The organism is Burkholderia multivorans ATCC BAA-247 (genome assembly GCF_000959525.1).
Taxonomy (GTDB): Bacteria; Pseudomonadota; Gammaproteobacteria; order Burkholderiales; family Burkholderiaceae; genus Burkholderia; species Burkholderia multivorans.
In genome coordinates this window covers 2,348,728-2,361,908 of record NZ_CP009832.1, presented here as the reverse complement: position 1 = coordinate 2,361,908, position 13,181 = coordinate 2,348,728, and the positions used below count along the sequence as shown (strand labels likewise).

General features: G+C 62.4%; 14 protein-coding genes and 1 pseudogene. 4 read left to right on the top strand and 11 right to left on the bottom strand.

Translation table 11 applies throughout. The features are described 5' to 3' along the window. Nucleotides 1-26: 26 nt before the first annotated feature. Nucleotides 27-584 carry an FKBP-type peptidyl-prolyl cis-trans isomerase gene (locus tag NP80_RS23380; protein WP_006401918.1) on the top strand — a complete coding sequence of 186 codons (558 nt, stop codon included), beginning with the start codon at nt 27-29 and terminating at the stop codon, nt 582-584. Here NP80_RS23380 and NP80_RS23375 read toward each other — a convergent pair. After that, nucleotides 564-1,799: a hypothetical protein gene (locus NP80_RS23375; protein ID WP_006412162.1), complete on the bottom strand. Its 1,236-nt coding sequence runs from the start codon at nt 1,797-1,799 to the stop codon at nt 564-566. The genes NP80_RS23380 and NP80_RS23375 overlap by 21 nt on opposite strands. 7 nt (nt 1,800-1,806) lie before the next feature. After that, nucleotides 1,807-4,494 carry a DNA mismatch repair protein MutS gene (gene mutS, locus NP80_RS23370; RefSeq protein ID WP_006412174.1) on the bottom strand — a complete coding sequence of 896 codons (2,688 nt, stop codon included), beginning with the start codon at nt 4,492-4,494 and terminating at the stop codon, nt 1,807-1,809. Nucleotides 4,495-4,653: 159 nt separating this feature from the next. Here mutS and NP80_RS23365 point away from each other — a divergent pair, with 159 nt between their 5' ends. From NP80_RS23365 to NP80_RS23360, 3 genes are all read left to right on the top strand, one after another. Then, nucleotides 4,654-5,928, top strand: a complete 1,275-nt coding sequence (locus NP80_RS23365; RefSeq protein WP_006412172.1) for a tyrosine-type recombinase/integrase — start codon at nt 4,654-4,656, stop codon at nt 5,926-5,928. 307 nt (nt 5,929-6,235) lie between these two features. Further along, nucleotides 6,236-6,550 (top strand): hypothetical protein, encoded by a 315-nt coding sequence (locus tag NP80_RS30265; RefSeq protein ID WP_080596289.1) that lies wholly within the window; start codon nt 6,236-6,238, stop codon nt 6,548-6,550. A 241-nt stretch (nt 6,551-6,791) separates the two neighbouring features. Further along, nucleotides 6,792-7,640, top strand: a complete 849-nt coding sequence (locus NP80_RS23360; RefSeq protein WP_035948614.1) for a hypothetical protein — start codon at nt 6,792-6,794, stop codon at nt 7,638-7,640. 284 nt (nt 7,641-7,924) lie between these two features. On the opposite strand, the gene NP80_RS30260 is transcribed toward NP80_RS23360, so the two are convergent. The 9 genes and pseudogenes from NP80_RS30260 to NP80_RS30245 all read right to left on the bottom strand — a co-directional run bounded on the left by NP80_RS30260 (nt 7,925) and on the right by NP80_RS30245 (nt 13,084). Next, a complete protein-coding gene (locus NP80_RS30260; protein ID WP_080594108.1) occupies nt 7,925-8,167 on the bottom strand; it encodes a helix-turn-helix transcriptional regulator in 243 nt (80 codons plus the stop codon). A gap of 110 nt (nt 8,168-8,277) precedes the next feature. Next, complete coding sequence (locus NP80_RS30255) at nt 8,278-8,562, bottom strand: hypothetical protein (protein ID WP_140401365.1); 285 nt, start codon at nt 8,560-8,562, stop codon at nt 8,278-8,280. Then, nucleotides 8,562-8,981, bottom strand: coding sequence for a hypothetical protein (locus tag NP80_RS23355; RefSeq protein ID WP_226823090.1), 420 nt, complete (start codon nt 8,979-8,981; stop codon nt 8,562-8,564). Before NP80_RS23355 ends, NP80_RS30255 begins: the two co-directional genes overlap by 1 nt. 77 nt (nt 8,982-9,058) lie before the next feature. After that, a pseudogene (locus tag NP80_RS23350) lies at nt 9,059-10,009 on the bottom strand (ParB/RepB/Spo0J family partition protein); the annotation flags it as partial. Beyond that, nucleotides 10,009-10,602, bottom strand: a complete 594-nt coding sequence (locus tag NP80_RS23345; RefSeq protein WP_226823088.1) for a hypothetical protein — start codon at nt 10,600-10,602, stop codon at nt 10,009-10,011. The pseudogene NP80_RS23350 and the gene NP80_RS23345, both read right to left, overlap by 1 nt. A 2-nt stretch (nt 10,603-10,604) precedes the next feature. Continuing rightward, nucleotides 10,605-10,970: a hypothetical protein gene (locus NP80_RS23340; protein ID WP_035948618.1), complete on the bottom strand. Its 366-nt coding sequence runs from the start codon at nt 10,968-10,970 to the stop codon at nt 10,605-10,607. A gap of 50 nt (nt 10,971-11,020) precedes the next feature. After that, nucleotides 11,021-11,239, bottom strand: coding sequence for a hypothetical protein (locus NP80_RS23335; protein WP_006412176.1), 219 nt, complete (start codon nt 11,237-11,239; stop codon nt 11,021-11,023). Between the two features lie 443 nt (nt 11,240-11,682). Beyond that, a complete protein-coding gene (locus NP80_RS23325; protein ID WP_226823086.1) occupies nt 11,683-12,078 on the bottom strand; it encodes a helix-turn-helix domain-containing protein in 396 nt (131 codons plus the stop codon). Nucleotides 12,079-12,802: 724 nt separating this feature from the next. Continuing rightward, entirely contained in the window at nt 12,803-13,084 is a 282-nt protein-coding gene (locus NP80_RS30245) for a coiled-coil domain-containing protein (protein WP_006414271.1), read from the bottom strand. Between the last annotated feature and the right edge of the window lie 97 nt (nt 13,085-13,181).

Here is a 13,181-nt window from a genome sequence, read left to right as displayed (position 1 = left end):
ATGAGACTTGTATTTGGGAGAATTGGATGAAAATCGCAAAAAACACTGTCGTGTCTATCGCTTACAAGCTGTCGGATGCGCAAGGCAATCTGATCGAGGAAAGCGACGAGCCGATGGTCTATCTGCACGGCGGCTATGATGGCACGTTCCCCAAGATCGAGGAACAGCTCGATGGCCAGGAGCCCGGCTACCAGACGCAGATCCAGCTCGAGCCGCAGGACGCGTTCGGCGACTACGATCCCGAACTCGTGAAGATCGAGCCGCGCGACCGTTTTCCCGAGCCGCTCGAAGTGGGCATGCAGTTCGAAGGCACGCCGGAAGACGGCGACGAGGAAGTCGACTCGCTGATCTACACGGTCACCGACATCGCCGAAGACAAGGTCGTGCTCGACGGCAACCATCCGCTCGCCGGCATGGCGCTGCGTTTCGCGCTGACCGTGAAGGACGTGCGTGAAGCGACCGAGGAAGAGATCGAACACGAGCACGTGCACGGCGCGGAAGGGCTGGAGATCGTCGACGAGGACGAAGACGACGAAGACGATCGCCCGAACGACGCGTCGCCGTCAGGACGCACGCTGCACTGAGCTCGCCGGTTCGCCTGGCGTCGCCTGCGGCGGCGCCGGCCATGATGCGCTGCCGGGCGCCGTGCCGTCGCCCTGCAGCGGCGGCGCGACCGACGACGAGTCCGGCAGCGCAGGCAATGCCGGGATCTCCGGCATTTGCGGCAACGGCACGTCGTCGTGCGGGACGAGCGGCAGCGAGGGCGGCACCGGCACGTTCTTCGGCACCGTCTGCAAGCTCACGCCGAACGGCGTCTGCCGCGCCGGCGACACGCTCACCTTGACCCACTGATTCGCCGGCTGACGCGGGCCGATCGCGACGCGCGTCACATTTCCCACCGGTTCGCCATCGTCTGCGCGCAGCGGACGGTCGATCAGAAAGCCGTTCGCGAGCGGTTCCGCGCTCGCATGAATGACGAGGATCGGCCCGCGGAATGTCGCCGCTGCCTTGACCAACGTGCGTTTCAGCTCGCGGAATCCGTCGCGCACGCGCGGCCGGTTGAAGCGCAGCCACGCAAAGCGTTCCGCGCGTTCATAGCGATCGAACTGCGGATCGCCTTCGAAAATCACCACCATCGCGCGCGCATCGCGTCGCTTCGCGTATTCGGCCGCATGGTCGACCCAGAACGCGTTGGCGATCACGCGATCCTCGAATTCGCCGTTGCGGCCGCCGGCCGTCAGAAAGTGGTTGTTCGGCGCGGGCGCATTCAGCGCGACGTAGACGACGTCTCCTTGCATCCAGCGCGCGTTTTCGCGATACGGGCGGAACCGCGCGACTTCGCTTTCGCGCGTGATCGGCAATGCGTTGCGATCGGGCAGCGCAGATTCGGCGAGCAGCGTCTGCCGCAGGAAGTCGAGTCGCTCGACCGGATCGTAATGCCCGCCCGTCGGTGTCCCGCAGGTCACCCAGTCGTCGTGGCCGGGGACGAATACGAGCGGCACGCGCGACGCGTCGAGGATCGCACTGCGCTGCGTATAGATCGCGTCGCGACACGCTTCTTTCGGTCCCTTCAGGTTGCCTGCATAGACGACGAACGCGAGATTGCGTTCGCGTGCGATCGATTCGAGCATGCGTTGCGCGGCGGGCTCGTCGGCGGGCGTGCTCATGACGCCCGATACGACCGCGAACGAGTAGGGTGCGGCCGCGCGCGCGGCCGGCGCGCCATGCGCGCGGGCCGGCGACAGCACGATTGCCGCTGCGGCGAGCGCAGCCATCGCGCACGCCGGCAGGCGGGGCATCACGCGCTCACGCGCGTGCGTCGCCATCGTGGTCCCGCACGAGTGCGCGCAGCTCGTACAGCAGGTCGAGCGCTTCGCGCGGCTTCAGATCGTCCGGATCGATTTCGCGCAGCTTCTCGAGCGCCGGATGCGGTGCGTCGGGGACGACGGGCGCATCCGCACACTCGAGATCGCCGGGCGCCGGCTGCGCGCTGAACAGGTCGAGCTGCGGCGTTTGCTGTGCCGCCGACTGCTGTTCGAGGTGCGCCAGATGCTTGCGTGCCGCGCGGATCACCGGCGCCGGCACGCCGGCGAGCTGCGCGACCTGCAGCCCGTAGCTCTGATTTGCCGGCCCTTCGTTGACCGCGTGCAGGAACACGATCCCGTGCCCGTGCTCGACGGCCGACAGATGCACGTTGGCCGCCTGCGGGAATTCGAGCGGCAGTTGCGTGAGTTCGAAGTAGTGCGTCGCGAACAGCGTATAGCAGCCGTTGTGTGCGAGCAGGTGGCGCGCAATCGCCCAGGCGAGTGCGAGACCGTCGAACGTCGACGTGCCGCGGCCGATCTCGTCCATCAGCACGAGGCTCTGCGGCGTTGCGTCGTTGAGAATCGCGGCGGCCTCGGTCATCTCGACCATGAACGTCGAGCGGCCGCCTGCCAGATCGTCGGCTGCGCCGATGCGCGTGAAGATCCGGTCGATCGGGCCGAAGCGCGCGGACTTCGCCGGCACGTAGCTGCCGACGTAGGCCATCAGCGCGATCAACGCCGTCTGCCGCATGAACGTCGACTTACCGCCCATGTTCGGGCCCGTGATCAGCAGCAGCTTGCGCTCGGCGCCGAACCGGCAGTCATTCGCGATGAACTGCTCCACCTGCGCTTCGACGACCGGATGCCGGCCCTGTTCGATCTCGATGCCGACTTCGTCGGTGAACGTCGGCGCGACCCAGTCGAGCGCGCGTGCGCGCTCGGCGAACGCGGCGAGCAGATCCAGTTCCGCAAGCGCCGAGGCGACGCGCTGACATTCCGGAATGAACGGCAGCAGCGCCTGCAGCACCGAGTCGTACAGTGCGCGCTCACGCGACAGTGCGCGCTCCTGCGCGGACAGGGCCTTGTCCTCGAACGTCTTCAGTTCGGGCGTGATGTAGCGTTCCGCATTCTTCAGCGTCTGGCGGCGCCGGTAGTCGTCGGGCACCTTGTCGGTCTGGCCGCGCGTGACTTCGATATAGAAGCCGTGCACCTTGTTGTATTCGACGCGCAGGTTCGCAATGCCGGTGCGTGCGCGCTCGCGTGCTTCGAGATCGATCAGGAACTGTCCGCAGTTCTCGGAGATATCGCGCAGCTCGTCGAGCTCGGCATCGTAGCCGCGCGCGATCACGCCGCCGTCGCGCACCATCGCGGCAGGCTCGGGTGCGATCGCGGTCGTCAGCAGGTCAAGGCATTCGGCGGGCGGGGCGAGCGCCGCGTCCAGGCGCGCAAGCGCATCGGCGTTCGCGACGATCGGCTTGATGCGCTCGCGCAGCGCCGGCAGTGCGGCGAACGTATCGCGCAGGCTCGACAGGTCGCGCGGCCGCGCCGAGAGCAGCGCGAGACGCCCGGTGATCCGTTCGACGTCGGCAATCTGGCGCAGGGCACTGCGCAGCGCGTCGAGACTGGCGTCCGCCGGCGCATCGAGCAGCGCGCCGATCGCCTGCTGGCGCGACTGCGCGGCGACGGACGCGCGCGGCGGATGATGTAGCCAGTGGCGCAGCAGGCGGCTGCCCATCGTCGTGCAGCAGGTATCGAGCAGCGAATAGAGCGTCGGCGACTCGGTGCCGCGCAGCGTTTCGGTCAGTTCGAGATTGCGGCGCGTCGCGGGATCGAGGCCGATGTATTCGCTTTCGTTTTCGACTTTCAGGCTGCGCACGTGACGCAGTTGCTGGCCTTGCGTCGCGGCCGCATACAGCAGCAGCGCGCCAGCCGCGCCGCACGCGCTTGTCAGCGAATGCGCACCGAATCCATCGAGGCTCGCGACGTCCAACTGCTCGCACAGACGCTGCGTACCCGAAGCAATATCGAAGTGCCATGTAGGCACGCGCTTGATCGCGCCTGCGCCGGCCGGAATCGCGTCGGTCGCGCCGTCGGCCGTCAGGATTTCGGCCGGCCGGATCCGCTCAAGCGCCGCGCCGAGCTGGTCCGGTTCGATTTCCGCGAGCCGCAGCGCGCCGCTCGCGAGGTTCAGCCATGCGAGGCCGATGTTGACCGCCACGCCGCGCTTGTTGTGCCCGGTACACATCGCGAGCAGGTATACGTCGTTCTTGTCGGACAGCAGCGCCGCGTCCGTCAGCGTGCCCGGTGTGACGACACGCACGACCTTGCGTTCGACGGGGCCCTTCGACGTCGCGGGATCGCCGATCTGTTCGCAGATCGCAACCGACTCGCCCATCTTCACGAGCTTCGCCAGATATTGCTCGACCGCATGGTGCGGCACGCCGGCCATCTTGATCGGATTGCCTGCCGATGCGCCGCGCTGCGTGAGGGTCAGGTCGAGCAGGCGCGCGGCCTTCTCGGCGTCCTCGAAGAACAGCTCGTAGAAATCGCCCATCCGGTAGAAGACGAGCGTGTCGGGATGCTCGGCCTTGATGCGTAGGTACTGCTGCATCATTGGCGTATGATTGCTTATTGCGGCTTCCGTAAGCTGCTGTTTCACTTCCGTAATTTCCTGCACGTCCTTATCCATCAAGGCATTCCGTCCGTTTTGGGGTATCCGCTATCGAATTTCCCCATGTCGCGACATCTTGCGAAATTTCCGTTGTCAGCGTAGCTTTTTGCCTCTGTCACAACACGAGCCTACGCCGGGCTACCCCAGCGTATGGCAGAAACCTACGCTGAGGTCTGAATGCGGTTTGACGCCCGTACGGCAAAGCAACTTTTGCCCGGTGCACACCTGAATATTGACGGATGTCCGGGTCTTCGGCTGCAGGCGACTACGTCGCGCCGTAGCTGGATTTACCGTTACAAGTCGCCCGTCGATGGACGTATGCGACAAATCAAGATCGGCGAATGGCCCGCGCTGTCGATCGCCGCGGCGGCCGTTGAGTGGGAGCGCTTGAGGGACGAGCGCAACGCAGGCAACGATCCGGCGCTGAAGAAGCGGCAAGCACACGGTTCTGTCGGCGTAATGGTACAGCAAGGGGATTCGCCGACCGTGCGCGAAATATGTGCGGCATATCTGAAAGGCCACATAGATGTAAATCGAGGCGTCAAGGGAGCGACTGAGGTCGCCCGCATGTTCCGAACCATGATCGAAGACATCGCCGACTTGCCGGTTGCCGAGGTGACGCGCGAGCGTGCGTTCGCCAAAATCGACGCCTTTCGGCACATTCCGGTGCAAGCGTCGAAGCTCCGGCTCGAGCTGGGCGCGGCATGGGACTACGCGTTAGACGCCGGCAAGATTCCAGAGTCGACGCCGAACTGGTGGCGCCAAATTATGCGCGGTAGGCTGAGGAGCAATGGCAAGCGTATTCAGGGGCAGCCCGTCGGGACCGTAAAGCGGTTTCTGAATGAGGGTGAGGTTGGGGCGTTAATAAACTGGTTGCCGAACTTCAGCCGCAACGTTGAGGACGCTTTGACTCTTTACCTCTGGACCGGAACGCGCGGCGCAGAGATTGCTTCGATGGAGGGCGCCGAGATTAGCGACGAACCAGACGGCCTGTGGTGGACGATTCCCAAGGCAAAGACGAAGAACGCACGGCATGCGAACGCTACCGACCTGCGAGTGCCATTGATCGGCCGAGCAGAAGCGATCGTGCGCCGCCGGCTCGCGCGTTATGGCAAGGGATGGCTATTTCCGGCGGAAAGGGGCGGACCGATGCAGCAAAAGGTGTTTGGGCAGGCGGTTCATTTCCATATGCCCTACAGCGAAACGCGGCCGGAGCAGTCTCGGCCGCGGCTACCCGTTACGCATTGGGCACCTCACGACCTGCGTCGGACAGCGCGCACCATGCTGGCGGCGCTCGGCTGCCCATACGAGGTCGGTGAGGCGATCATCGGGCACATGCTGCCCGGAGTCGGCGGCGTTTACAATCGTCACAGGTACGACGCCGAGCGCCGGCAGTGGTTGACGAAGCTGGATGCGAAGCTTGAAGAGCTTGCTTGTAAAAGGTTGGACTAGATCCAACGGTCAGCGTCAGATCGGCTGACTCAGTTCGGCCAATAGTTGCCGTTCGCGGAACACAGACAGCGGTCGTTCCAACGGCGCGTTCATTTCTTAACCTGCCAGATGCGCGATGGAAGCTTGTGGGCCCCGCGCAGCTACTGCGTCTGCGATCAACAGTTGAACCTCTTCTTCGCGATTTAAAACACGGAGTGCGTGACTAAAGAAACTTTCGCTACTGCCGTAAACGATCGGTATTCGTTCTCTCGTCCGCTCTGCGTGTTGCTTGCGGATTTATATTACATACGACTTTCAGGAGTTTGCGATGGCAGTGGCAAAATGCCCGCGTTGCGGCGGAACCAATATCGACAAACGAAACTACGCGAAAAAAGCCGGCACGGCAGCAGGCGCGGTCGCAGGCGTTGCGGGCACCTTGGCAGGTGCTGAAGGCGGGGCTGCGGTTGGCGCGGCTATCGGCTCCATTATCCCTGGATTTGGGACGGTCGTAGGCGGCGTGCTCGGCGCTCTTGGGGGCTTGGCTGCGGGAGCCCTTATAGGCTCAAAAGCCGGGGAGGTAGTAGACGAACATCTACTTGATAACTATAAGTGCATGGATTGCGATCACACCTTCAGCCTTTAAGCGATAGAAAGCAGCGTGACCTGGAATAAGAACGAGTGGCCCATCGAGCGGATCAGGACGCTGCCCCGTAAGGGCGTCCTCGCGCTTCGCGAGAATTGTCTCGGGCGTAAGGCGTAAGCCCGTAATTGTTGCAGCCTGCGATAAGGTGCTGGCCGATGGCTGTTATGCGCCCGAGCCGCACGTCAAGAAAAACGGCAATGACACTGGCTCCAAGATCAAATCTGAGAGAAGGGACGGGCTTATGATCAAACTGCCCTTCTCCCCTGACGCAGTCGACCGAGTTGCAAAACTGCTCCTGCAGTTGCCGCTCGCTGACACCATCCCGAACGGCCGCGCGCGGCGCGAATTGCAGAAAGCACCGGTGGAGACCCTTGGCGACCTTTGGAGACTGTTCGTCGTGTGTGGCTTCTCAAGTCGGGAGAACTCCGAGGACGACGGCAATCTTGCACTTTTCCTGGCTGACGACGGCCCGCTGCTGGATCTGGAAAAAATCAGGGTAGAGGACTGCAAGCCGGAATGGGTTCGGTCCCAAATAGAAGGCCACAGACTGAGCTTTACGAAGATCAAGGTGAAGCTCATCGTCGGAAACTTTGCGCACTTCGAGAAGGCGGGAAAGGCGGGCGATCGCCTCGCCGATCTCTGCTATGAAGAGGGGGCGCTCAAGCTTTTCTGCGACCTCGCGCGTGGAACGGTGGACGATCACGATCTTGATAGGTCGGCAGCGTTTAGCAAGAAGCTCGACCACACACATTTCACAGGGATTGGCGACAAGCAGTTGAGAAATATCCTCGTGAATGGAGGCTTGGCGCGCAACGTCGTTCCGTTAGATTCCCGCTGGATGGGGTACCTTCAAGGTATCGTACCGGAGGACTGCAGCCTTACGCCGGCACGCTACCTGCTCCTAGAAGACCTGTTGCGGCGCGCGCTGATCAGTGTGCAAGACCGCCGCGCGGACATCGTCAACCTCGCCGTACTCGATGCGGTCGTCTTCGCGGGGCAGTCTAAGAAAGGCGTTTCGCGAACCGGATGGTTTGGGATGCACCGTCCGGGCAACGGCGACGCAGCCGAGGACGACGAGGCGGCGGCATAGTCTTTGTATGGAGCCGGGTGGTCGCGCAGCGGCTGGGGCCGATGATTACTGCCCGGACCAATCTGACTGCATGTGGGCAGAGATCCGGTCCCCCGCTATCTCCTGCGGAAGGTGATCGGACCTGCGCGCCGGCGGAACGACCGTTGTACTTCGTGGACGGCCACCAGCGTTACGGATCTGCGGGTGACCGCAACGGGTCGATCACCGCCATTGGCGACGAGCGGTCGTACTGTCCGAGACCTAACCTGACGTTGATTGACCGGTGAGGTCTCGGCCTATACAACTTACTCGGGCGCGTGCGCATTAGCCTTGCGTCGGCCAGTTCCACAGTTCGGCGGGGGCAGAAACTCCGAGGGCGTGCGAGCTTCGGCCCATTCTTCGATTTCCCGAGTAAGCCATCCAACGCGACGACCCGAGAGCGCCCGCGGCTTCGGAAACTGGTCTTGGCGAACCAGTTTATGAATGACGGCGGGCGAAAGCGAGATAGCTGCGGAGACCGATTCAATATCCAGATAGATCGGCTTCATTGCGACGGTCATGCGTTACTGCCCTCGCGCGACGTTGAGTTCCAGTGCGATCGACATCACGTCGAAACCGTCGCGGCGTGTACAGGGAACGACGCGGATCGTGTTTGAAGTCATCGTTGGTCTCCGTTGATCTTGGGATGCCACGTTTCGAGCCATGCGCGTACGTGCTTCTTGAACGCGAAGGTCGAATGCTCGATGTCGACGTGACGTCGACTGAACAGGCAGTTCCACTTACCGTCATCTGCTCGCCAAATCGACACTGCTCCGTGATCGCCTGCGTCGGTACAGGCGCGATGTTGCCGAAGCAGGCGCATTGCATGAGCGGGAGACTGGAAGAAGGGTACGTTGTCGATACGGCCGGCCTCGACGCCCGGAAGATTGACTAGGGAACCCATTATTGGCCTCCGTGCTTTGAGCTGGTAGGTATTGCGCGATCGAGCTGCATGAGCCCGGTCTCGAGGGTGATGCTGGCAGTCGCCGCCCACGTGCGGGCTTCCTGCGCGGCTTTATGGCGGGCGAAGGAGCCGACCTCGTTGGCCATCAGGTCCAGTAGCTCGACGTCGGCCGCGTGCGAGATCTCAGTGATCAACGCGCGGATCTCGATGCGAATCGCGTCGAGCCGCGCGAGGTTGCCTTGGCGGGTATCCGCCAAGGCTTCGTTTTTCTGGATCGCTGTTTCGGGCGTCAGCCCATCGTTGTTCGACTGCAACGAAGTGCCGTTGAGGCTCGCCAGTGCGATAGCCGTGCGCTTTTTCGCGTGTTCCCGCTTTCGCGGCAGCGGACGAGGGGTAGAAAGGGCCGGGCGCGCGGTCAATTGGCGACTCCTGTCGGAAACGGCCATGCGGTCGCGGGGTGCAGCCCGCGTTTCGCGGCGGCCGACGTCGTGGTGATTGGACGAACGTCCAGCAAATCGGCGACGGGCATCAGCGCTGTGTGGACGGCTTCAATAGTTGCAGGCGAAAGCTTGCCGAATCCGTCGTCGTGCAGGACTGCTTGCAGCGCCTGCAAAAGTTGCTTGGCCTGCCCGTCAGCGACTTTGCGGGGCGCGTTCGAGCGCGCGGCCGGTTTTGCTGCGGTCGACGCAGCTACACCTGCGACGCGAGACGTACAGGACGCAGGAGCCATGTCGAGGTGCTTCTTCGTCACGCGCGTCTTGCCGGCCGCAGCAGCCTTTGCCACCCCTTTCTGGAGCCGGTCGAGCGCCTTCTCTGCCCCGTGGTCGCGGATCTGTTCGATCGCGAGCGTGCCCGAGACCGTCCCGTCGCGGACCATCTGGTGCAGTTCCGCTGGTGCACGTTCGAGCAGCGCGACATCACGGACGGTTTGATCCGTGATGTTGAGCCGCTTGCAGATCGTCGCGACCGTCATGCCATGAACGTCACGCAACTCCGCGATAGCCGCAGCCAGATCGAGCGGCGATGACCGCTTGCCTTCGTTGCTGACGATGCCGTCGATGATCATTTCGGCGCGATTGACCGTCTTCGCGTCTCGTACTACGACAGGGATCTTATGCAGGTTGGCACCGGCCTCGATTGCCTTGCCTGCCGCGAGGTAGCGATGCTGGCCCTTGTACACGTACAGCAGGTCTTTACCGTCGACCTTTCGCGCGTAGCAATGCAGCGGGGAGCCCTTGTCGAATCCGTTGGCGACGATCAGCGCGGTTAGGTGCTCGACCCATTCGGGATCGACCGGGCGAATGTTGTCCGCCGGGTCGTAGCGAAGCTGTTCGTACGGCACCATCCAGAGGTCAGCCGACGTCGCGCCGGCTGCGGCCGCGGCGGCTTTGATGTTCCCGGTCGGGATCGGGGAGGTCAGGTCGAGTTGCTGCGTACGGTCGTCCATCATGCGCACCTCCGACGTTGAATCAGGAATTCGAGGCGCGCGACTTCGAGGTCGATACTCTGGCGGAACAGTCGGAGATAGCGCAACGCGTGCGCGGCGGAATCCTGCAGCGTGTCCGGCGTGATCTCGAGCGGATACAGGTGCGGGAACGACACGGACACGTGGTTGCGACCGTCGCGCGTGACGATCGGATGGAACGCGGGGCGGGTGTGCATCGATCCGGTGACGACCTCCGCATGTGCCGCTCGCCGCGGTCGAAATGAGTCGTCCGCGCCGGTGGTGTAGGTGCCGTCGGCCTGCTTGCATGGAATCGGCAGGGGCGGCGCTGCATCGGATCCTGCAAGCCAGTACACGAAGCGTAGATCGTGCGGCCGCGGCTGTCGGCGCAGCAGTCCCCCGCGCGCAAGCTTGTCGATGTGCTGAGCTGCAACACCGGCCATGTCGGGGAAGTACATCTTGCAGACTTCCTCGGATGTCATCGCGCGATTCAGTCGCTTGAACACGTCGAGGATGCGGATGGTGAGGTCTGCGCGTTGTGCGGACGTCATGTCGACGAACGGGTTCACGCACTGCGTGGAATCGACCGTGCTCATCATCACGCGGCCTCCCGGATGGTGAGCGCACGCGGCTTCCGCGGCTTTTTCGCTCGGGTGATCACGGCCGCTGCTGCTGCTGCCTCCAGTGCGCGTTTCGCGTCGCGCAGCCGTTTGATCGCCGAGGCGCAGTCATCTTCGCTTGGATACGAGATTTGAGTTCCGGCTATCTCCGTCCCATCGAGGATCATGTAGAGCGTGTGGACGCTGTCTGCGAGGGGCCGACGGGCAACGATGTATTTGCCGACGAGGATCGGGGTTGTCGGGCGCTTCGCGTCTCGGTCGTAGCGCACCACGCTCCGAAGGGACAGGGTGTCACGACGCACGACGTCAAAAGGCGGCTCGGCTGTGAATTTGATGCGCGACATGGCGGGTCTCCATGACGCCGGGGCGGGCCGCCCCGGCGTGTCGGGGCGGATTAGACGGTGACTTGATACGCGGTAGTCGGCACGACGACCGGATCGTCCTGAAACACATTGACGACAACGAATATCAGGCACGCCACGACGGTCCAGCGGAAGACCTTCGACTTCTCAAAGTTGCTTTGGCGTGCCGACTCAGACGGCGCGATGCGCGCTGCTTGCTCGTCCCGAAGCCAATTGCGCCGGGCAGTGGACTGGTGATCGAACATTTTCATAGCTTCTCCGAACGCTGCGAACTGCAGCAATGGAGTCGAATGTTAGGCATTCCTTTGTCTCTTTGCAATAGGAATTCCTAACTTCGGTCGCGAGAATATGACAGGACCGCCTAATCGGTGACGACTAATGTCCGTGAAAGCTCTTGAATAAGTCGGATGAAATACTGTATGTTTATACAGTATTCGAGCAGAAGAATTGCCGAGGGGAGAAAGCTACGGGGCTATGTCGAAAGGAGAAATGCGCTGCAGACCGGGGGATTTGGCGATCGTGAGCCGTTGCCAAAACGAGTCACGCATTGGAATGCTAGTGCGGGTTGTGGGCCCGCACAGCACTGCCGATTACGATTGGGACGTGGAGCTTCTTAGCGGCCCGATCAGGGGGCGCGGGATACGCACGGGCCGCGTTGGCGAATACCGCACGGCCGCTGTGTTCGATTGGAACCTCACGCCTCTTCCGGGTCAGGACCATTCAGGTCGAGAAGGTCATTCGGCTGCTGTCCGCGCAGGTCTTCAAACACCTTGAGGGTTTGCAGTAGCGCAACAAAAGCGCTTGACGGAAGCCCGACCTTATCTGCTTCGGTAAGCGCATCGACAAGAGCCTGAGCGTGAGCGCCCAGCTTCTCCTGCTTCTGCGGAGCTGGTGCGTTCGCTCGACGCTCCATCTGTCCTTCGCCTGTCGCGAGCCACCACGGGTCGACATTCAAGAATTCGGCCGCGAGCAGCAAATTGGCGCCCTCCATCTTTTTGGTCTTGCCGCTCAGCCAGTCGCTGACTGACGGGGCACGGACGCGGCACGCGCGCGCCAAGTCGGCCGCCTTCTTTTCGGGCGGCATCTTCATTGCCTGTTCCAAGCGTTCGGCTAGTGTCGTCATTAGGAAAGCCTAACTCAATGCGAATAAGGAATGCCTTGCATTTGATGTAAGGAACGCCTAACATAGCGGTATGAAAACACCATCACCCCTAGACCCGTACGCGTGCGCCGTAATCGATGCATTTGGGGGAACGGCCGCTACTGCCCAACTGTGCCAAGTGCGAATGCCATCTGTCTCCGAATGGCGAAGAAACGGTATCCCGCGCGCGCGTCTGCTGTTTTTACGACTGGCGCGCCCTGACTTGTTCGAGGCTCTCGATTCAAAAGCCGAAGAGTCGTAATACGCCCGGTGCCGGGACTCGAGTAGCAGTCGAGTCTACGGGATGCATGGATCTTGGCTGAATCGTAATCGCCAGCGTACCGCCCCGACAGGATGAAAGCATCTCAATCCCAAACGCCTCATATGACCTGCCGATACATCGATGGCGCACGCGTGCGCGCGCACGGAAGAGATTCCGCTACTGAATTACCGGAGCTTGGTCCGGACAGAGACTGTGTGTTTCACGGTCGCCTTGATAACCGCTGCACAGGAGGCAAGATGAACTGGGTTCGTGGAGTCGTGCATATCACGATGGAAGCTGACGACGGCGGCGACCCTATGGGCATCCGTGTTATCGCGGGGATGACGGATAACGCGGATGCAGGTTCGGACGTTCTGTCCGCTATCGCCGAAGTGCTCGGGCGGGCCGCAGCTAGCGCGGTTCCCTCTGCCGTGTCTCTTCGTGCCCACAAGCGGAGCAACGAAGCGTGTCGAGCTTCACACCCGCAAAGTCAAACTCCGGGTGAGGAATCGACGCAGTGACTTTCATTGCTGGCTCGTTGCATAACGGACACATCTGCCCGCCCGGTGCGAGCTTCGCTTCGAGCGCCGCAACACGCGCCTTGAGCGCGTCGATCTCTGCCGGCGCTCCCGAAATGCGTTTCCAGCCCGGTACACGTTCGAGAGTCTTCATGATGTCTTCCAACAATCCCATAGGCTTCCTCGTTCGTTTGTTTTGCGGAACTCGACTGTATCACTCCGTCGCGGCCAGATTCGTTGGTGGAGAGGGCGTACGCCAGATTCAATGCCCG